The organism is Streptomyces sp. NPDC055189, assembly GCF_053606765.1.
In genome coordinates this window covers 170,210-189,965 of the sequence record NZ_JBSGSG010000009.1, presented here as the reverse complement: position 1 = coordinate 189,965, position 19,756 = coordinate 170,210, and the positions used below count along the sequence as shown (strand labels likewise).

Annotated in this window: 14 protein-coding genes; 6 read left to right on the top strand and 8 right to left on the bottom strand. The window is 71.0% G+C overall.

What is annotated here, in order from left to right:
* Window positions 1–20: 20 nt before the first annotated feature.
* Window positions 21–2,735: an aconitate hydratase AcnA gene (gene acnA / locus ACWFR3_RS09760; protein WP_453734030.1), complete on the bottom strand. Its 2,715-nt coding sequence runs from the start codon at window positions 2,733–2,735 to the stop codon at window positions 21–23.
* Between the two features lie 157 nt (window positions 2,736–2,892).
* On the bottom strand, window positions 2,893–3,909 hold the full coding sequence (locus ACWFR3_RS09755; RefSeq protein ID WP_453734029.1) for a LacI family DNA-binding transcriptional regulator: 1,017 nt from the start codon (window positions 3,907–3,909) through the stop codon (window positions 2,893–2,895).
* 191 nt (window positions 3,910–4,100) lie between these two features.
* On the opposite strand from ACWFR3_RS09755, the gene ACWFR3_RS09750 reads away from it, so the two are divergent.
* From ACWFR3_RS09750 to ACWFR3_RS09740, 3 genes are all read left to right on the top strand, one after another.
* A complete protein-coding gene (locus ACWFR3_RS09750; protein WP_453734028.1) occupies window positions 4,101–5,993 on the top strand; it encodes an amidohydrolase in 1,893 nt (630 codons plus the stop codon).
* Window positions 5,994–6,114: 121 nt separating this feature from the next.
* Window positions 6,115–7,644: a helix-turn-helix domain-containing protein gene (locus ACWFR3_RS09745; RefSeq protein ID WP_453734027.1), complete on the top strand. Its 1,530-nt coding sequence runs from the start codon at window positions 6,115–6,117 to the stop codon at window positions 7,642–7,644.
* Between the two features lie 103 nt (window positions 7,645–7,747).
* A complete protein-coding gene (locus ACWFR3_RS09740) occupies window positions 7,748–9,097 on the top strand; it encodes an FG-GAP repeat domain-containing protein (protein WP_453734026.1) in 1,350 nt (449 codons plus the stop codon).
* 26 nt (window positions 9,098–9,123) lie between these two features.
* On the opposite strand, the gene ACWFR3_RS09735 is transcribed toward ACWFR3_RS09740, so the two are convergent.
* Entirely contained in the window at window positions 9,124–9,522 is a 399-nt protein-coding gene (locus tag ACWFR3_RS09735) for a RidA family protein (RefSeq protein ID WP_453734025.1), read from the bottom strand.
* A complete protein-coding gene (locus tag ACWFR3_RS09730; protein ID WP_453734024.1) occupies window positions 9,519–10,742 on the bottom strand; it encodes an acyl-CoA dehydrogenase family protein in 1,224 nt (407 codons plus the stop codon). Before ACWFR3_RS09730 ends, ACWFR3_RS09735 begins: the two co-directional genes overlap by 4 nt.
* A 102-nt stretch (window positions 10,743–10,844) precedes the next feature.
* Between ACWFR3_RS09730 and ACWFR3_RS09725 the strand changes: the two genes are divergently transcribed.
* The gene (locus ACWFR3_RS09725; RefSeq protein ID WP_453734023.1) at window positions 10,845–12,488 is read left to right on the top strand and encodes an AMP-binding protein; all 1,644 of its coding nucleotides are present in this window, start codon (window positions 10,845–10,847) and stop codon (window positions 12,486–12,488) included.
* A 4-nt stretch (window positions 12,489–12,492) separates the two neighbouring features.
* Window positions 12,493–13,308, top strand: a complete 816-nt coding sequence (locus ACWFR3_RS09720; RefSeq protein ID WP_453734022.1) for a PaaX family transcriptional regulator — start codon at window positions 12,493–12,495, stop codon at window positions 13,306–13,308.
* Here the strand turns inward: ACWFR3_RS09720 and ACWFR3_RS09715 are convergent.
* Complete coding sequence (locus tag ACWFR3_RS09715) at window positions 13,292–15,595, bottom strand: bifunctional salicylyl-CoA 5-hydroxylase/oxidoreductase (RefSeq protein WP_453734021.1); 2,304 nt, start codon at window positions 15,593–15,595, stop codon at window positions 13,292–13,294. The genes ACWFR3_RS09720 and ACWFR3_RS09715 overlap by 17 nt on opposite strands.
* A 2-nt stretch (window positions 15,596–15,597) precedes the next feature.
* Entirely contained in the window at window positions 15,598–16,425 is an 828-nt protein-coding gene (locus ACWFR3_RS09710) for an enoyl-CoA hydratase family protein (RefSeq protein ID WP_453734020.1), read from the bottom strand.
* Between the two features lie 269 nt (window positions 16,426–16,694).
* Between ACWFR3_RS09710 and ACWFR3_RS09705 the strand changes: the two genes are divergently transcribed.
* Entirely contained in the window at window positions 16,695–17,126 is a 432-nt protein-coding gene (locus ACWFR3_RS09705; RefSeq protein ID WP_453734039.1) for an ATP-binding protein, read from the top strand.
* On the opposite strand, the gene ACWFR3_RS09700 is transcribed toward ACWFR3_RS09705, so the two are convergent.
* Both ACWFR3_RS09700 and argF read right to left on the bottom strand, forming a co-directional pair.
* Window positions 17,107–18,570 carry an amino acid permease gene (locus tag ACWFR3_RS09700; protein ID WP_453734019.1) on the bottom strand — a complete coding sequence of 488 codons (1,464 nt, stop codon included), beginning with the start codon at window positions 18,568–18,570 and terminating at the stop codon, window positions 17,107–17,109. The two genes, ACWFR3_RS09705 and ACWFR3_RS09700, sit on opposite strands and share 20 nt — an antisense overlap.
* 111 nt (window positions 18,571–18,681) lie before the next feature.
* Window positions 18,682–19,680, bottom strand: a complete 999-nt coding sequence (gene argF, locus ACWFR3_RS09695; RefSeq protein ID WP_453734018.1) for an ornithine carbamoyltransferase — start codon at window positions 19,678–19,680, stop codon at window positions 18,682–18,684.
* Between the last annotated feature and the right edge of the window lie 76 nt (window positions 19,681–19,756).

Below are 19,756 nucleotides of genomic sequence, written 5' to 3'. Positions count from 1 at the left end.
AGGTTTACTTGCGGCCGGGTCTACTTCCGGATGAGCGAACGCAGCACGTACTGCATGATGCCGCCGTTGCGGTAGTAGTCCGCCTCGCCGGGGGTGTCGATGCGGACGACCGCGTCGAACTCCACGCCGGTGTCGGTGGTGACCTTGACCGTACGGGGGGTCGTGCCGTTGTTCAGCTCGGTCACACCGGTGAAGGAGAAGGCCTCCTCGCCGGTCAGGCCGAGGGACTCGGCCGACTGGCCCTCCGGGAACTGGAGCGGCAGGACGCCCATGCCGATGAGGTTCGAGCGGTGGATGCGCTCGTAGGACTCGGCGATGACGGCCTTGACGCCGAGGAGCGCGGTGCCCTTGGCGGCCCAGTCGCGGGACGAGCCCGAGCCGTACTCCTTGCCCGCGAGGATCGCGAGCGGGGTGCCGGCCGCCTGGTAGTTCTGCGAGGCGTCGTAGATGAAGGAGACGGGGGCGTCGTCCTTCGTGAAGTCGCGGGTGAAGCCGCCCTCGGTGCCCGGCGCGATCTGGTTGCGCAGGCGGATGTTGGCGAACGTGCCGCGGATCATGACCTCGTGGTTGCCACGGCGCGAGCCGTAGGAGTTGAAGTCGCGACGCTCGACGCCGTGCTCCGTGAGGTACTTGCCGGCCGGGGTGTCGGCCTTGATCGCACCGGCCGGGGAGATGTGGTCGGTGGTGACCGAGTCGCCCAGCTTGGCCAGGACGCGGGCGCCCTGGATGTCGGAGACCGGGGTGGTCTCCATCGTCATGCCCTCGAAGTAAGGGGGCTTGCGGACGTAGGTCGACTGCGGGTCCCACTCGAAGGTGTTGCCGGTCGGGATCGACAGGGCCTGCCACTGGGCGTCGCCCGCGAAGACGTCCTGGTAGGACTTGTTGAACATGTCCTCGCCGATGGAGTTGGCGACGACGTCGTTCACCTCGGCCTCGGTGGGCCAGATGTCCTTCAGGTAGACGGGGTTGCCGTCCTGGTCCGCGCCGAGCGCGTCCTTGGTGATGTCGACCTTCATCGAACCCGCGATGGCGTACGCGACGACCAGCGGCGGGGACGCAAGGTAGTTCATCTTGACGTCGGGGTTGATGCGGCCCTCGAAGTTCCGGTTGCCGGAGAGGACGGACGTCACGGCCAGGTCGGCGTCGTTGACCGCCTTGGAGACCTCCTCGGGCAGCGGGCCCGAGTTGCCGATGCAGGTGGTGCAGCCGTAGCCGACGAGGTTGAAGCCGACCTTGTCGAGGTAGGGGGTGAGCCCCGCCTTGTCGAAGTAGTCGGTGACGACCTTGGAGCCCGGCGCGAGGGTGGTCTTGACCCACGGCTTGCGGGTCAGGCCCTTCTCGACGGCCTTCTTCGCGACGAGCGCGGCGGCGACCATCACGTACGGGTTCGAGGTGTTGGTGCAGGAGGTGATCGCGGCGACGGTGACGGCGCCGTGGTCGATCTCGTACGTCGAGCCGTCGGGGGCCGTGACCGTGGTCGGCTTCGACGGGACGCCGTTGCTGGTGGCCGGGGCGTCGGACGCCGGGAAGGACTCCTTGCCGGCCTCCTCGTCGTCCGCGACGTAGTTGCGCACGTCCTGGGCGAACTGCTGCGAGGCGTTGGCGAGGACGATGCGGTCCTGCGGGCGCTTCGGTCCTGCGATCGAGGGGACGACCGTGGCGAGGTCGAGCTCCAGCTTCTCGGAGAAGTCGGGCTCGGCGGCCGGGTCGAGCCAGAGGCCCTGCTCCTTGGCGTACGCCTCGACGAGCGCGACCTGCTGGGCGTCACGGCCGGTCAGGCGCAGGTAGTTCAGGGTCTCGTCGTCGATCGGGAAGATCGCGGCGGTGGAGCCGAACTCCGGCGACATGTTGCCGATGGTGGCGCGGTTGGCCAGGGAGGTGGCGGCGACGCCCTCTCCGTAGAACTCGACGAACTTGCCGACGACGCCGTGCTTGCGCAGCATCTCGGTGATCGTGAGGACGAGGTCCGTGGCGGTGGTGCCCGGCTTCAGCTCGCCGGTCAGCTTGAAGCCGACGACGCGCGGGATGAGCATGGAGACCGGCTGGCCCAGCATCGCGGCCTCGGCCTCGATGCCGCCGACGCCCCAGCCCAGGACACCAAGGCCGTTGACCATCGTGGTGTGCGAGTCGGTGCCGACCAGCGTGTCGGGGTAGGCCTGGCCCTTGCGGACCATGACCGTGCGCGCCAGGTGCTCGATGTTGACCTGGTGGACGATGCCGGTGCCCGGCGGGACGACCTTGAACTCGTCGAAGGCGGTCTGGCCCCAGCGCAGGAACTGGTAGCGCTCCTTGTTGCGGCCGTACTCCAGCTCGACGTTCTGGCCGAAGGCGTCCTTCGTGCCGAACTTGTCGGCGATCACGGAGTGGTCGATGACCAGCTCGGCCGGGGCCAGCGGGTTGATCTTGTCCGCGTCGCCGCCGAGCTCCTTGACGGCCTCACGCATGGTGGCGAGGTCGACGACGCAGGGCACGCCGGTGAAGTCCTGCATGATCACGCGGGCCGGCGTGAACTGGATCTCCTGCGACGGCTGCGCCTGGGAGTCCCAGGAGCCGAGCGCGCGGATGTGGTCGGCGGTGATGTTCGCGCCGTCCTCGGTGCGGAGCAGGTTCTCCAGCAGCACCTTCAGGCTGTAAGGGAGGCGTGCCGAGCCCTCGACCTTGTCCAGCTTGAAGATCTCGTACGACTCGTCGCCCACGCGCAGCGTGCTGCGGGCGTCGAAGCTGTTCGCCGACACGACAGTCTCCTTCAGATTTTTTCGCGCGTTCCGTACATCCTGCCGCCACGACTCCTCGTCGGTCCGCTAAGGTAAGGCTTAGTTAGGTAACCCTTACCGGGTGGCGGCTTCTGGTGCGCCTCGGCAGATATCTCGATGTCGAGATAACTCTAGTACATCACCCGCGAGTACGACGAGGCGCGCCAGCCTGCCCGCGCGAGGAGTCGCGCGGTATCAGGGCCGCCGGTACGACGACGGGGCCCTCCGATGCCGTGTCGGCGCCGCCCTCGACCAGGTCGACGAGGAGGTTCACGGCGGCGCGTGCCGTGCGCTCCGGGGCGAGGGTGACCGTCGTCACGGGCGGCCGGGTCGTCGCGTATCCGGGGTCCTCGCTCGCACACACCACACGCAGCTCGTCCGGGACGCGGAGATCGAGTCGCGCCGCGGCGGCCAGGAGCTGGCGGCCGCCGGGGTCGTACGCCGCGTAGACGGCGTCGGCGCGGTCCGGGCCGCGCAGCAGCACGTCGAACGCCCTTCCTTCGGCGTCCGCCACGTCGAAGGGCACGACCAGCGGGTCCGCGCCGCGCTCCGCGCACCATCCGGTGTAGGCCGCCGTCACCGTACGGGCGTAGTGCTCGTCGCCGTGGCCCGACTGCAGGGCGATGCGGCGGGCGCCGGACGCGGAGAGGTGGTCCAGGACCTCGCGGGTGGTGGCCTCGTGGTCGTTGTCGACCCAGTGATCGCCGGGGCGCGGGTCGCCGGGGGCGCCGTCGAAGACCAGCGGGATGCCGCGGGCGCGAAGGGCCTGGACCATCGGGTCCCCGCGCGGGCTGTCCATGATCAGCATGCCGTCGACGGCGAGGCTGTGCCAGGAATCGTCCCCGGCGCGGGCGGCGGGCAGCGCGGTGAGGGCGTAGCCGCGGGCGTGGGCCGCGGTGGTGGCCGCCGTAACGACGCGCGAGAAGTAGGCGATCTCCGTGTAGTTCCAGGCCGTGGGGAACGTGGTGACCGCGATGCCGAGGGTCCGCGTGCGCGGGGCGGTGCGGCGGGTGCCGTAGCCGAGGGCGGTGGCGGTTTCCCGCACCCTGCGCCGTGTGGCGCCGCCCAGGCGGCCGGTGCCGTTCAGGGCGTGCGAGACGGTGGCGGTCGACACCTCCGCTGCGCGGGCTATGTCGGTGAGGGTGGGCCCTGGCACGGCGGTAATCCTACGGATTCCCTGTGCCGGGGGCCATGCCTCGACGGAATCCGTTGTGGGCGAGCGGTTCTGGTTAACGAGTTACTCGGTGAGTGTCTGTGCCACCGGGCCGCCGCTTCGCGGCGGATTTTTCCCGCCCACCCGCCCACCCGCCCGATTGCCCCGCGTCCCAGCAGCTAGGAGACAGATCCATGACCTCTCCGCACCCCTCCCCCCTCTCCCGGCGTGGGCTCATCGCCTCCGCCGGGGCCGCCGGGCTGCTCGCCTCGGTGGGTGCGTCCGCCGAAGCCGCGGCGCCCGCCGCCCCGCGCCGCTCCGCCGCCCTCGTCCTGCACAACTCCCGTGTCTTCAGCGGCGTCAAGGGCGACGCCCCCGCGCAGGCCGTCGCGGTCGGGCGGGACGGGAAGATCCTTGCCGTCGGGAGTGACGCCTCGCTCAAGCGGTTCATCGGGCGGGACACACAGGTGGTGGACGGGCGTGGCGGCACCGTCATGAGCGGCATCCACGACGGGCACGCCCATCCCATGGACGCCGCGAACCGCTCGCTGCGGCCCTCCCTGGCCGGCGCCGAGCAGACCGTCGAGGAGCTCCAGAAGACGCTGACGGGGTTCCTGAAGGACTCCGCCGAGCAGGAGCCCGACGGGTGGCTGGTGGTGGAGGACTGGAACCCGGTCGGGCTGCTGCCGCGCGGCACCGCCCCGCACCACTCCATGCTCGACGCCCTGCCGACCCGCCGCCCCGTCGCCCTGCGCGGCGGCGACGGGCACAACCTGTGGGCCAATCAGCGCGCCCTGGACATAGCGAAGATCACCGCGTCGACCCCCGACCCGGTCGGCGGCAAGATCGTCAAGGGCTCGGACGGCAAGCCGACCGGCGTGCTCAAGGACGACGCCCAGCCGCTCGTCTCCCGGCACATCCCCGAGCCCGACGAGACCCAGCTGGCGGACGCCGCCGCCAAGACCCTCGCCGAGGCCGCCGCGTCCGGCATCACGACCTTCATGGAAGCCGTGGTGGGGCGCGGCGAGCTGAAGCTGTATCAGCGCCTGGCCGAGTCGGGACGCCTGCTCCAGCGCATCGTGCCCGCCCTGCGCATCGAGACCGACCAGACCAAGGACCCGGCGGCGGCAGTCGCGTACGCGAGGGCGCTGCGGGAGGACTTCGGGGACGTACGCGGGCTCCGCTTCGGCACCGTCAAGGTGTTCCTGGACGGGGTCATCGAGTACCCGGCGCAGACCGCCGCGCTCCTGAAGCCCTACCTCGACAAGGACGGCAGGCCCACCGACCACCGCGGCGACCTCTATGTGTCCTCGGCGGACTACGGCCGTCTCACCGCCGCCTTCAACAAGGACGGTTGGCAGATGCACGCGCACGCCATCGGCGACCGCGCGGTCCGCACCTCCCTGGACGGATACGAGTACGCCCTGCGCAGGACCGGAGCGCGCGGCCTGCGCAACACCACAGCCCACCTCCAGCTCGTCGACCCCGCCGACCTGCCCCGCTTCGCCCGCCTCGGCGTCATCCCCTGCATGCAGCTCCAGTGGGCCACCCGCAACGTCTGGACGATGGACGCCCTGCTGCCCTACATCGGCGCCGACCGCCACCGTCTGCTGTACCCGGCGCGCAGCCTGGAGCGGCACGGGGCGCGGCTCGCCGGTGGCTCGGACTGGCCCGTCGATCCGCTGCAGGTGTGGAACCAGGTGCGTACCGCCGTCGACCGGTCGGGGGCCGAGGGCGAGGGTGATCTGTACCGCGAGGCGGAAGGTCTCAGTCGCTCGTCCGCCCTGCTCATGCACACCATCGGCACGGCGCGCCAACTCCGCATGGAGCACCTCACGGGAACCGTGGAACGGGGAAAGTCGGCCGATCTGGTGCTGCTCGACCGCGATGTGACGCGGTGTCCGGTGGCCGATATCAGCTCTGCCGAAGTGCGGCTGACGTTGACCGGAGGCACAGTGGTGCATGACGCCGACTCGGCGTCCGGGCGCGCTGCCGCCGCCCGGACGACGCGCGCGGCTGCCGGGCCCCGGCCCGCCGCGCAGGCCGCGGTGCACGGTGGGCGGCATGCCTCGTGCGGATGCGGCTGACGCGGCACGGGCAAGTGGCGTACAGAAACGACGTACGGGAACTTCCGTACCGAACAGGACGTTTCACGTATGGCCTACCCCAGCGCAGGCGTCATCTCATATCTGAGATAACCTGCTTCACATGGCAGACGATTACCTCGTACGTATCGGCAAGCTCATCCGTGACGCACGTCAGCACCGGGGCTGGACGCAGTCGCAGCTCGCCGAGGCGCTCAACACAAGTCAGAGCGCCGTGAACCGCATCGAGCGCGGTAACCAGAACATCAGCCTTGAGATGATCGCCCGTATCGGCGAAGCGCTTGACAGCGAGATCGTCTCCCTCGGGTATGCCGGGCCGATGCATCTGCGTGTGGTCGGCGGCCGCCGTCTCTCCGGGTCGATCGACGTCAAGACGAGCAAGAACGCCTGCGTGGCGCTGCTCTGTGCCTCCCTGCTCAACAAGGGACGCACGGTGCTGCGCCGCGTGGCGCGCATCGAGGAGGTCTACCGCCTCCTCGAAGTGCTCGGCTCGATCGGCGTCCGCACCCGTTGGATCAACGACGGGGTCGACCTGGAGATCGTGCCGCCGGCCAAGCTCGACATGGAGGCGATCGACGCGGAGGCCGCGATCCGGACCCGCTCGATCATCATGTTCCTCGGCCCGCTCCTTCACCGCATGGACCGCTTCAACCTGCCGTACGCGGGCGGTTGCGACCTCGGAACGCGCACCATCGAGCCGCACATGATCGCGCTGCGCCGCTTCGGTCTCGACATCGCCGCGACCGAGGGGCTGTACCACGCGGAGGTCGCGCGTGACGTCGTCCCCGACCGCCCGATCGTGCTGACCGAGCGCGGCGACACGGTGACCGAGAACGCCCTGCTGGCCGCGGCACGCAGCGACTGCACGACCGTCATCCGCAACGCCTCGTCGAACTACATGGTCCAGGACCTGTGCTTCTTCCTGGAGGCGCTCGGCGTGAAGGTCGAGGGCATCGGCACGACGACCCTCACCGTGCACGGCGTCCCGACCATCGACGTCGACGTCGACTACTCCCCCTCCGAGGACCCGGTCGAGGCGATGAGCCTGCTCGCCGCGGCGGTCGTCACGGAGTCCGAGCTGACGGTCAACCGCGTTCCGATCGAGTTCCTGGAGATCGAGCTCGCGGTCCTGGAGGAGATGGGGCTCGACCACGACCGCACGGCGGAGTACTTCGCCGACAACGGCCGTACGCGCCTGATCGACCTCACCGTCCGGCCCTCCAAACTGGAGGCGCCGATCGACAAGATCCACCCGATGCCGTTCCCCGGCCTGAACATCGACAACGTCCCCTTCTTCGCGGCCATCGCGGCGGCGGCGCAGGGCAAGACGCTGATCCACGACTGGGTCTACGACAACCGGGCGATCTATCTGACCGACCTCAACCGCCTCGGCGGGCGCCTCCAACTCCTCGACCCGCACCGGGTGTTGGTGGAGGGCCCGACCCGCTGGCGCGCCGCCGAGATGATGTGCCCGCCCGCACTGCGGCCCGCCGTGGTCGTCCTTCTCGCGATGATGGCCGCCGAGGGCACCTCCGTCCTGCGCAACGTGTACGTGATCAACCGGGGGTACGAGGAGCTGGCGGAGCGGCTCAACTCCGTGGGCGCGCAGATCGAGACGTTCCGGGACATCTAGCACCCGGCTCTCCCGCTCAGGACCCGAATCTCGCGCTACGGCCGGGCAACGATCGCCGGTCGTCACTGGAGATCCGTGAGGGCGCGGTGCTGGGGTGGGGTGCATGACAGATCGCACCCTTGTTCCCGGCGCACGCGCCCTCGTCGTGCTCGGCGCCTCGCTGGCCCTGCTCGCGGCGGGGTGCGGCGAGCAGGCATCCGACGGCAAGGACTCCCGGGGCTCCAAGGGCGGCGGCACCCCCGTGTCGACCCCGTCCGCTTCCCGTCCCGTGCCGTCCGACGGCAAGGGTTCCAAGGACCCGGACGACATCAACGGGGACGGGCACCGCGACCTGCTCGTCCCGTTGCCCTCGCGCAGCGAGAACGGCGATGGGCAGACCGCCGTCGTCTTCGGCTCCGCCAAGGGCCTCGACCCGTCGACGCACGCCGTGTACGACTACCTGCCGGGCAGCGTCACCACCGCCGACCTGGACGGCGACGGTTATCCCGACTTCGTGTCCAGCGTCGACGGGTCCATGGAACAGGGGCAGCCGACCGTGGACTGGGGCGGCCCCGGCGGACCGGAGCCCGGCGCGGAGCCGGCCCGGCTCCAGGTACCGGAGGCCGGTGTGTCCGGCCCGGTGCGGGGCGACTTCGACGGAGACGGTCACCACGACATCGCGGCGCTCCGGCAGGACGGGTCCGTGACCCTCCTGTACGGCCCCTTCACCCGGTCCGGCGCCCCGGCCCGCACCGACACCCGTACCGGCGGGGGCAGTTGGCTGGCCGCGGACGACATCGCCCCGTCGGGAAAGCCGCGCGCGACCGGCCTGCTCGTCCACGAGGGCGACGACGGCGAGCAGACGGCCGGGGTCCTCTACCCGGCGCGCCCCGGAAGCGGCCTCTCCCGCACCCCCACCGCACTCCGCAAGGGCAACGCGGTCGCGTTCGGCGACTACGACGGCGACGGCGCCCGCGATCTGGCCATCGGCGACAACGGAAGCCGCAACAACGAGCCGGACACGGAGGAAGAACCGGAGACGGTCTTCTCGCTCGCGGTCTACCCCGGCAAGGGCGGCGAGCCGATCACGCACAAGTTCCCCGAGAGTCGCGAGAACTCCTACTACGGGCCCGGCGACTACACCTCCGCGGACCCGGACGGCGACGGCAGGGACGCCGTCGTCGTCGCGACGGACGACGGGGCGCTGCTGATCGACGGCGAGCAGCGCACCGAGGTGTCCCGGGAAGGGCCATCGCGGATGCAGGGCAAGAAGATCCCGGCCCGGTCGCGGGACGCGCGCCTGTACGCCGCCGCCGATTTCGACGCCGACGGCAAGGAGGAGCTGATCCTCAACTGGGGCGCGAGCACGCTCTTCATGTACGGCGAGAAGCCCACGCACTGGTGGCTCACCGACGGCACCACGTCGCGGGACAAGAGCGCCTTCGCCACGACGTCGTTCGCGGGACGCGACTGAGACGCACCCCGTCAGAGGCCCGGGGCTCAGTCGAGCACCGCCACCCCGTCCAGCTCCACGAGGCACTCCGCGTCCCACAGGCGGACCGCCCCGATCACCGCCATCGCGGGATATTCGCGCCCCGCCAACCGCCGCCAGATGCGGCCCAGTTGCGGGGCCTGCTCGCGGTAGTCGGCGACGTCCGTGGCGTAGACCGTGACGCGGGCGAGGTCGGCGGGGGTGCCGCCCGCGTGGTGCAGGGCGGTGAGGAGATTGGTCAGGGCCAGCTCGAACTGCTCGGGCAGGGTCGTGCCGGTGACCTTGCCGTCGGTGTCCAACGCCGTCTGGCCCGCGAGGAACACCAGACGTCCGCCGGTCGCGGTGACGGCGTGCGAGAAGCCGGTGGCCGGGGAGAGCTCGGAGGGGTTGACGCGTTCGAGGCTCATGCGGAGGGCTCCTCGGGGGTGGCGGACTGTGGGGTGGCGGGCTGGGCTCCGTCTGCGTGGGCGGCGTACAACTCCTTGGCGATGATGGTGCGTTGGACCTCGCTCGCGCCCTCGTAGATGCGGGGTGCCCGCACCTCGCGGTAGAGGTGTTCGAGGAGGTGCCCCCGTTGCAGGGCGCGCGCCCCGTGCAGCTGGACCGCAGCGTCCACGACGTACTGTGCCGTCTCCGTGGCCATCAGCTTGGCCATGGCGGCGCGTCGGGCGATGTCCGGTTCGCCGCGGTCGTACGCGGCTGCTGCCGCGTGCACCATCAGGCGGGACGCCTCGGTCCGGGTGGCCATCTCGGCGACCTGGTGCGCCACCGCCTGGAGGTCCTTCAACTTGGCGCCGAACGCGTCCCGTTGAGCGGTGTGCGCGAGCGTCGCGTCGAGGGCCGCGGCCGCCATGCCCACCGCGAAGGCGCCGACGCTCGGGCGGAAGCGGTTGAGGGTGGTCATGGCGACGCGGAAGCCGCGGTCGGGTTCGCCGAGCACGTCGTCGCCCGTCACTGTCACGCCGTCGAAGGCGAGGGCACCGATCGGGTGCGGGGAGAGCATGTCCAGGGGGGTGCCGGTGAGGCCCGCGCGGTCGGCGGGCACGAGGAAGGCGGTGACGCCGCGGGCGCCGGCGCCGGGAGTCGTACGCGCGAAGACGGTGTAGAAGTCGGCCTCGGGGGCGTTCGAGATCCAGCACTTCTCGCCGGTGAGCCGCCAGGAGGAAGCGCCGTCCGGCTCCGCACGCAGGGCCAGGGCGGCGGCGTCCGAGCCCGCGCCGGGTTCGGAGAGCGCGAAGGCGGCGACGGCGCGCCCCGCGCGGGCGGGTGCGAGCCACTGCTCGCGCTGCCTCGCGGACCCGTACGCGGCGACGGGATGCGCCCCGAGCCCTTGCAGGGCGAGCGCGGTCTCGGCCTCCGTACAGGCGTAGGCGAGGGACTCGCGCAGGAGGCAGAGACCCAGGGCACCCGACGTGGCGTGCGGGGCCCGTGAGGTCGCGGAGCCGCCCGGCACCTCCCCCGCGAACAGGTGCTTCAGAAGCCCCAGTTCCCCCAGCGTCTCCACGAGGGGGCGGTTCACGCGGCCCGGCTCGCCCTTCTCCGCCAGCGGGCGCAGCCGCTCGTCGGCGAGGGTGCGTAGCTCCGCACACCATGCGGTTTGTTCTGGATTGAGCGAGAATGCCGTCATGCCGGGCCCCTCCTCTATCGCGCACCGTTGACTGTCGTCACCATCACGATACGCTCGTTGTGCGAGCTCACCACAAGCCCTAACGGCAAGGGGGCGACCGCTGTGGACGCCAAGAGTGCACTGCGACTCCATCCATCGGCTCACGTCGACACCTTCGCCCGGGAGCATCTCCCGCCGCCGGAGCAGTGGCCCGCGTTCGTCCACGACCGGCCCGAGCTGCACTACGCCGACCGCCTCAACTGCGGCGCCGAGCTACTGGACCGGACGGTGGAGCGGCACGGCGCCGACCGCCCCGCCTTCCGTACGGGCTCCGGCGACGTCTGGTCGTACGGCGAACTGCAGCGGCACGTGGACCGGATCGCGCACGTCCTGACCGGCGAACTCGACGTACTGCCGGGCCAGCGCGTCCTGCTGCGCGGCCCCACCACCCCCTGGCTCGCGGCCTGCTGGCTCGCGGTGATGAAGGCGGGCGCGGTCGCGGTCACCGTCCTGGCCCAGCAGCGCCCGCACGAGCTGACGACCATGTGCGAGATTGCGGAGGTCGGGCACGCCCTGTGCGACGCACGGGCCGTGGACGATCTGGTCAAGGCCGGTATCCCGGGGCTGCGTGTCACCACCTTCGGCGGGGACACGGAGGACGACCTGCTCGCGCGCGCCGCCCGGCGGACCGACGACGTCTACGTACCCGCCGACACCGCCGCCGACGACGTGGCCCTCATCGCCTTCACGTCCGGTACCACCGGGCGCCCCAAGGGCTGTATGCACTTCCACCGCGACGTGCTCGCCATCGCCGACACCTTCGCGCGCCACGTCCTGAAGCCGGTGCCCGACGACGTGTTCGCGGGGAGCCCGCCGCTCGGTTTCACCTTCGGGCTCGGCGGCCTCGTCATCTTTCCGCTGCGGTTCGGCGCCTCGTCGCTGCTCCTGGAACAGTCCGCGCCCAAGCAGCTGCTGCCCGCGATCGGCGAGCACGGCGTGAGCGTGCTCTTCACGGCGCCGACCGCCTACCGCACGATGCTCGACGAGCTGCGGGGGCCGGACCCCTGCGACGTCTCCACGCTGCGGCGCTGCGTCTCCGCGGGCGAGAATCTGCCCGCCGCCACCTGGCAGGCGTGGCACGAGCGCACCGGCCTGCGCATCATCAACGGCATCGGCGCCACCGAGCTGCTGCACATCTTCATCTCCGCCGCGGACGAGGCGATACGCCCCGGCACCACGGGACGCCCCGTTCCGGGGTGGCACGCGCGCGTGGTCGACGATTCGGGGGCGCCGGTGCCGGACGGGGAGCCGGGGCTGCTCGCGGTGCGCGGGCCCGTCGGCTGCCGGTATCTGGGCGACGAGCGACAGCTCCAGTACGTGCGGCACGGCTGGAACGTCACCGGCGACACCTATGTCCGGGACGCCGACGGCTACTTCACCTACGTGGCCCGCGCGGACGACATGATCATCTCGGCCGGGTACAACATCGCGGGCCCGGAGGTCGAGGAGGCTCTGCTGCGCCACCCCGATGTCCTGGAGACGGCCGTCGTGGGCCTGCCCGACGAGCTGCGCGGGCAGCAAGTCGTCGCCTACGTGGTCCAGCGCCCGGGCACGGAACGGGCCCCGGAGCGGCTGCGCGAGTTCGTGAAGGGCGAGCTGGTGCCGTACAAGTGCCCGCGCGAGATCGTCTACCTGGACGCGCTGCCGCGTACCGCGACGGGCAAACTGCAACGGTTCCGGCTGCGGGAGCCGGGGCCCGTAGAGTGATCACGTGTCCGAGCAGCACACTCCACGGTCCCTGATCGTCACCTTCTACGGCGCCTACGGGCGCGCGGCTCCCGGCCCGGTGCCGGTCGCCGAACTTGTCAGGCTCCTCGCCCCCCTCGGCGTGGACGCCCCGTCCGTGCGCTCCTCCGTCTCGCGGCTCAAGCGGCGCGGTCTCCTCGTCCCCGCGCGGACGGCGGCGGGCGCGGCGGGGTACGCCCTGTCACCGGACGCGCGTCAGCTCCTGGAGCACGGCGACCGGCGCATCTACGCGGCTCCCCCGGCCGCGCGACAGGGCGGCGGCTGGGTGCTCGCCGTCTTCTCCGTACCGGAGTCGGAGCGCCAGAAGCGGCACCTGCTGCGCTCCCGTCTCGCCGGGCTCGGCTTCGGGACGGCCGCTCCGGGGGTGTGGATCGCCCCGGCGCATCTCTACGAAGAGACCCGGCACACCCTGGAGCGCCTCCAACTCGCCTCGTACGTCGACCTGTTCCGTGGCGAGCACCTGGGCTTCGCGGCGACGGCGGACGCGGTGGCCCGCTGGTGGGACCTGTCCTCGATCGCCAAGGAGCACGAGGCGTTCCTCGACCGGCACGAGCCGGTGCTCCGGGCCTGGCAGGGCCGCACGGACACCCCGCCGCAGGAGGCGTACCGCGACTATCTCCTCGCCCTGGACTCCTGGCGCCGGCTGCCGTACGCCGATCCGGGCCTTCCGGGGGAACTGCTGCCGGACGGGTGGCCCGGCGACCGGTCCGCCGAGGTGTTCGCGGCGCTCGACGGACGGCTGCGGGACGCGGGGGCGGAGTTCGTCAACTCCCCAGCTTAAGGCGGGGCTTGGGCGCGTCCGTGCGTCCGGTCTGCGGGCGGCGGCTGCCCGCGCCGTACTGCTGGGGCCAGGCGACCCCGGGACCCGCGTAACCCTGCTCGGCCGCCGCGTGCAGCGTCCAGTGCGGGTCGTAGAGATGCGGGCGCGCGAGGGCGCACAGGTCCGTGCGGCCCGCCAGGATCAGGGAGTTGACGTCGTCCCAGGAGGAGATGGCGCCGACCGTGAGGACGGGGACGCCGGTTTCGTTGCGGATGCGGTCGGCGAACGGGGTCTGGTAGGAGCGGCCGTACGCGGGGCGCTCGTCGGAGACCACCTGGCCCGTGGAGACGTCGATCGCGTCGGCTCCGTGCGCGGCGAAGGCGCGGGCGATCGCGACCGCGTCCTGCGCGGTGGTGCCGCCTTCGGCCCAGTCGGTGGCTGAAATGCGGACCGTCATGGGTTTGCCGTGGGGCCACACGCCCCGTATCGCGTCGAAGACTTCGAGGGGGAAGCGCAGGCGGTTCTCCAGGGAGCCGCCGTACTCGTCCGTCCTGCGGTTGGTGAGCGGCGAGAGGAACCCGGAGAGCAGATAGCCGTGCGCGCAGTGCAGTTCCAGGAGGTCGAATCCGGCGCGCTCGGCCCGCCGGGCCGCCTCGGTGAACTGTTCGCGGATTTCGTCTAGCCCGGCGCGGTCCAGCTCGTGCGGGCGCTGGCTGTTCGCCTTGTACGGGAGGGGCGAGGGCGCCACGAGCGGCCAGTTGCCCTCGTCGAGGGGTTCGTCGATGCCCTCCCACATCAGCTTCGTCGAGCCCTTGCGGCCCGAGTGCCCGAGCTGGACGCCGATCGCGGTGCCGGGCGCCTGCGCGTGCGCGAAGTCCGTGATGCGACGCCAGGCGTCGGCCTGCGCGTCGGTGTAGAGCCCGGCGCAGCCCGGTGTGATGCGGCCCCGCTCGCTGACGCACACCATCTCCGTCATGACCAGGCCCGCGCCGCCGAGCGCCCGCGCGCCCAGGTGGACGAGGTGGAAGTCGCCGGGGACGCCGTCCGCGGCGGAGTACATGTCCATGGGCGACACGACCACGCGGTTGCGCAGGGTGAGGTCGCGAAGCCGGAAGGGCGTGAACATCGGCGGCGTACCCTCCGGGCAGCCGAAGTCGCGCTCGACGGACTCGGTGAAGCGGGCGTCGCGCAGGCGCAGGTTGTCGTGGGTGACGCGGCGGCTGCGGGTGAGCAGGTTGAAGGCGAACTGGCGTGGCGGCTGGCCGAGATAGTCGGGGAGGCGCTCGAACCACTCCAGGCTGGCGCGGGCGGCGCGCTGCGTGGACTCGACGACGGGGCGGCGCTCCGTCTCGTACGCGGCGAGGGCCTCGGGGATGCCGGGCTGCTCCTCCAGGCAGGCGGCGAGCGCGAGAGCGTCCTCGACGGCGAGCTTGGTGCCGGAGCCGATGGAGAAGTGGGCGGTGTGGGCCGCGTCGCCGAGCAGGACCGTATTGCCGTGCGACCAGCGTTCGTTGACGACCGTGCGGAAGTTGATCCAGGAGGACTTGTTGCCGCGCAGGGTCCGGCCGCCGAGGGCGTCGGCGAAGATCTTGGCGCAGCGTTCGGTCGAATCGCGCTCGTCGAGCTCGGCGAACCCGGCCGCCTCCCACACCTCTTCGCGCATCTCGACGATGACCGTGGACTCGCCCGATCCGGCGGTCGAGAACGGGTAACCGTGCAGCTGCATCACGCCGTGCTCGGTCTCGGCGATCTCGAAGCGGAAGGCATCGAAGGCGAAGTCGGCCGCGAGCCAGATGTAGCGGCAGCGGTGTGTCTCGACGCTCGGACCGAAGGCCCCGGCCTGCGCCTCGCGCGTGAGGCTGTGCACGCCGTCCGCCGCGATGACCAGGTCGTACGAGGTGGAGAGCTCGGCCGCCGGCGGCGCCTCCGCGCTGAAGCGCAGGTCGACGCCGAGCTGCCGGCACCGCTCGTGCAGGACGCCGAGCAGTCTGCGCCGCCCGAGCGCCGCGAAGCCGTGCCCGCCCGAGGTGTGGCGGCTGCCCCGGTGCACGATGTCGATGTCGTCCCAGCGCACGAACTCCGCCTGGAGCGCGGCGTAGACGACGGGGTCGGCGTGCTCGATGCCGCCGAGCGTCTCGTCGGAGAGGACGACGCCGAAGCCGAAGGTGTCGTCCGGGGCGTTGCGCTCCCAGACGGTGATCTCGCGCTCCGGGTCGAGCCGCTTGAGGAGGGCCGCGGCGTAGAGCCCTCCGGGCCCGCCGCCGATGACGGCGATGCGGTGGGCGGTGCCGCTCCCGGTGGCCGGCATCGTCAGCGCCCCTGCCACTTGGGCGGGCGCTTGTATGTGAACGCCGCGTGGAATTCCTTGTAGTCCTCGCCGGTCATGAGGAGCGCCTGCGTCGCGGCGTCCAGCTCCACGGCTGCGGCGAGCGGCATGTCCAGTTCGGAGGTCAGGAGCGCCTTGGTCTGCGCGTACGCGAGGGACGGGCCGTCGGCGAGGCGGCGCGCGAGGGTCTGTGCGGCCCCGGCCGCCTTCCCCTCGTCCGTCAGCTCGCTGATCAAGCCGATCCGCTCGGCCTCGGGGGCGCGCACCGGGTCGCCGAGCATCAGGATGCGGGTGGCGTGGCCGAGGCCGACGACACGGGGCAGGAGGTACGCGGCGCCCATGTCGCCGCCCGACAGGCCGACCCGCGTGAAGAGGAAGGAGAACCGCGCCGAGGGGTCCGCCACCCGGAAGTCGGCGGCGAGGGCGAGCACCGCTCCGGCACCCGCGGCCACCCCGTGCACCGCAACGACCACCGGGAAGGGGCACTCCCTGATGGCCCGTACGACCTGTCCCGTCATGCGGTTGAAGTCGAGCAGCTGCGCGGTGTCCATGCCGAGGGTCGCGCCGATGATCTCGTCGACGTCACCGCCCGAGCAGAAGCCGCGCCCCTCCCCGCCGAGCACCAGGGCGCGCACGGACTTGTCGCGGGACAGCTCGGCCAGGAGATCGCGCAGGTCGGCGTAGGCGCCGAAGGTGAGGGCGTTCAGTTTGTCGGGGCGGTCGAGCGTGACCGTGGCGACCCCCTCCTCCACCTGAACGCGGATGTGCTGCCAGTCAGGTGTGCGGGGGGCGGAGCCGGTGAAAGGACTCATGACGACGTGCGGCCTCCTCGGTCGGGGCGGCGGCGGTCTGCTTCGTGGAGTTACCTCTGCCCTTCAAAGTTATCACTCGTCCGTGACCATCGTCACGAGTACGCGATAAACACCCCGGGTAGAGCTCCCTGAGCAGAACCGAAATCCCGATATGCACGTCTTGTCACCCAGACCGCCCAAGGGTCGGACGTCCCGGAAATGCCCGACCGTCGGCCCTGTCGACATAGCGCTTAAGATTCGTACGGTTGAAAGCAGGACCTCCTGCTGCCCTGAACGGACCCGCCTTGCACGAACCTCCTGCTCCCGCCTCGTGGCGCATCGCGCTGCCGCACACCGCTGCGGCAGTACCGATCGCCCGCGCACTGGTGCGCACCGCGCTCACGGAGATCGAGTCGCGTGCCGACAGCGACACCGCCGAGCTGCTCACGGCCGAGCTGGTGGCGAACGCGGTGGAGCACACCTCGGGAGAGGACCCGATAGAGCTCGTCATAGAGCTCCTGCCGACGGGCTGCCAGGTGGAGGTCCACGACTCGAACCCGCTGCCGCCCGGCGATCTCAGCGATCCCGGGCCGATGAGCGAGCCGGACCCCTGGCAGGAGCACGGGCGCGGCCTGCTCCTGATCCGCACCCTCAGCTCGTCCTGCGGTCACCGCCCGACCGGCTCCGGCAAGGCGGTCTGGTTCACGCTCCCCGCGGCTTAGCCGCACCGGCCTCGGCGGCCCCGGCAGCCTCGGCGGCCTTGCCGAGCCGGGAGTGACGGCGCCCGTACAGCGCGTACACCAGCGCGCCCACAACGAGGAACACGGCGAACTGCACCCACGTCGTCCAGCCCGTGCCCCAGATCAGATAGAGGCAGAAGCCCACGCCCAGGATCGGGCTCACGGGGTACAGCGGCACCCGGAAGGTGCGCTTGAGCTCCGGCGCCGAGCGGCGGAGGGCGAGCACCGCGACATTCACCACGACCATGATCCCCAGCGTGCCGATCGTCGTCAGGCCGACCACCACGTCGAGCGACGAGAAGGCGGCGGGGACCGCGAAGACCGCCGCGACGATCCAGGTGTTGGCGACCGGCGTCGAGGTCTTCGGCGATACGCGCTCGAAGACGCGCGGGATGAGCCCGTCGCGGGACATCGACATCAGGATGCGGGTCTGCCCGTACATCACGGCGAGTACGACAGACGCGATGGCCACGACCGCGCCGAAGGCGATGATGCCGCCGCCGACCGCCGAATCGGTGACCTTGTCGACGACCAGCGAGAGCGCGGCGGGCTTGTCGGCGACCGCGTCCGCGCCCAGGGCGCCGATCGCACCGAGGGCGACGGCGACGTACAGCAGCGTGACGACGCCGATGCAGACCAGGATGGCGATCGGGATGTTGCGCCGGGGGTTCTTGACCTCTTCGCCCGCCGTGGTGATCGCGTCGAAGCCGATGAAGGAGAAGAAGGCCAGCGAGGCGCCCGCGGTGATGCCGGAGACTCCGGCGCCCGCGAAGGGCGTGAGGTTGCCGGCCTTGAACGCGGTGAACGCGATCGCCAGGAAGAGCAGCAGGATCCCGATCTTGAGCACGGCCATGGCGGCCGTCGCCCCCGCGCTCTCCCGGATGCCGCGCACGAGCAGCACCGCGGCAAGCAGGATCACGATCACGGCGGGCAGGTTCACGACGCCGCCCTCGCCGGGCCCCGCGGAGAGCGCGTCGGGCAGCTGCCAGCCGGTGAGGCTGTCGAGCAGCTCGTTGAGGTACTGGCTCCAGCCGACCGCCACGGCGGACACGGAGACGCCGTACTCCAGGAGCAGGCACCAGCCGACGAGGAACGCGGTGCGCTCGCCGAGCGAGGCGTACGCGAAGGAGTACGAGCTGCCGGAGACCGGGATCGCGCCGCCCAGCTCGGCGAACGAGAAGGCGGTGAAGATGCAGGTCACGGCGGCCAGGAAGTACGAGACGGCGACCGCGGGGCCCGCCTCGGCGACGCTGTCGGAGAGGCCGACGAAGATGCCGGTGCCGACGATCGCGCCGACACCGAAGCACACCAGCTGGAACAGGCCCATGGTGCGCTTGAGGCCGTGGCCTTCGAGGTCGGCGCCCGATTCGGCGACGAGGAGTTCGGGGGACTTGATGCGGAGTCCTGCCGGACCGGTCGGGCGCATGCGGTGGTTCTCATTTCGGTGGTGCGGGGAGCGGCCGGGGTGTGCCGCGAAAAAGCGGGGCCGGGGGAAGGTGTTCCCCGGCCCCACCCTTGTGAGCGTGCGGTAACGCGTTCAGGCGAGTGTGGCGACGAGAATCGCCTTGATGGTGTGCAGGCGGTTCTCGGCCTCGTCGAAGACGACGGAGTGCGCCGACTCGAAGACCTCGTCGGTGACCTCGAGAGAGCTTAGTCCGTACTGGGCGTGGATATCGCGGCCGACCTGCGTGCCCAGGTCGTGGAAGGCCGGGAGGCAGTGCAGGAACTTCACGTCGGCGTTGCCCGTGGCGCGCAGGACGTCCATGGTCACCGCGTACGGCGCGAGGGCCTCGATGCGCTCGGCCCAGATCTGCTTGGGCTCGCCCATGGAGACCCAGACGTCGGTCACGACGAAGTCGGCGCCCGCGACGCCCCCGGCGATGTCCTCGCTGAGCGTGATCCGGGCACCGCTGGCCTCGGCGAGCTCGCGCGCCTTGGCGACGATCTCCTCGGCGGGCCAGTAGGCCTTCGGCGCGACGATGCGTACGTCCATGCCGAGCAGCGCGGCGGTGATCAGGTACGAGTTGCCCATGTTGAAACGGGCGTCACCGAGATAGGCGAAGGCGATGTCGGTGAGGGGCTTCGTGCTGTGCTCGGTCATCGTGAGCACGTCGGCGAGCATCTGGGTGGGGTGCCAGTCGTCGGTCAGGCCGTTGTAGACGGGCACGCCCGCGTAGGCGCCGAGCTCCTCGACCGTCGACTGGGCGTCGCCGCGGAACTGGATGGCGTCGAACATCCGGCCGAGGACCCGCGCGGTGTCCTTCGGGGACTCCTTGCTCCCGATGTGGGATCCGGCCGGGTCTATGTACGTCGTGGAGGCACCCTGGTCGGCGGCCGCGACCTCGAAGGAGCAGCGCGTCCGCGTGGAGGACTTCTCGAAGATCAGCGCGACGTTCTTGCCGCGCAGGCGCTGCGTCTCGGTCCCCGCCTTCTTGGCCGCCTTCAGCTCGGCGGCAAGATCGATCAGGCCGCGGAACTCCTCGGCGGTGAAGTCCAGCTCCTTGAGGAAGTGGCGGCCGGTGAGGTCGATGGCCATGATGGCGCTCCAGGGGTACGCGTACGGGATTACTGGAAGTCTATACGACGCTCCACATTTCTATACAGACCCCATT

Bases quoted from the DNA above. Each gene is read 5' to 3' on its own strand.
- ACWFR3_RS09730 (WP_453734024.1), bottom strand. From the start codon at position 10,742: ATGACGGCATTCTCGCTCAATCCAGAACAAACCGCATGGTGTGCGGAG.
- ACWFR3_RS09745 (WP_453734027.1), top strand. From the start codon at position 6,115: ATGGCAGACGATTACCTCGTACGTATCGGCAAGCTCATCCGTGACGCA.
- argF (WP_453734018.1), bottom strand. From the start codon at position 19,680: ATGGCCATCGACCTCACCGGCCGCCACTTCCTCAAGGAGCTGGACTTC.
- ACWFR3_RS09700 (WP_453734019.1), bottom strand. From the start codon at position 18,570: ATGCGCCCGACCGGTCCGGCAGGACTCCGCATCAAGTCCCCCGAACTC.
- ACWFR3_RS09740 (WP_453734026.1), top strand. From the start codon at position 7,748: ATGACAGATCGCACCCTTGTTCCCGGCGCACGCGCCCTCGTCGTGCTC.
- ACWFR3_RS09750 (WP_453734028.1), top strand. From the start codon at position 4,101: ATGACCTCTCCGCACCCCTCCCCCCTCTCCCGGCGTGGGCTCATCGCC.
- ACWFR3_RS09715 (WP_453734021.1), bottom strand. From the start codon at position 15,595: ATGCCGGCCACCGGGAGCGGCACCGCCCACCGCATCGCCGTCATCGGC.
- ACWFR3_RS09710 (WP_453734020.1), bottom strand. From the start codon at position 16,425: ATGAGTCCTTTCACCGGCTCCGCCCCCCGCACACCTGACTGGCAGCAC.
- ACWFR3_RS09735 (WP_453734025.1), bottom strand. From the start codon at position 9,522: ATGAGCCTCGAACGCGTCAACCCCTCCGAGCTCTCCCCGGCCACCGGC.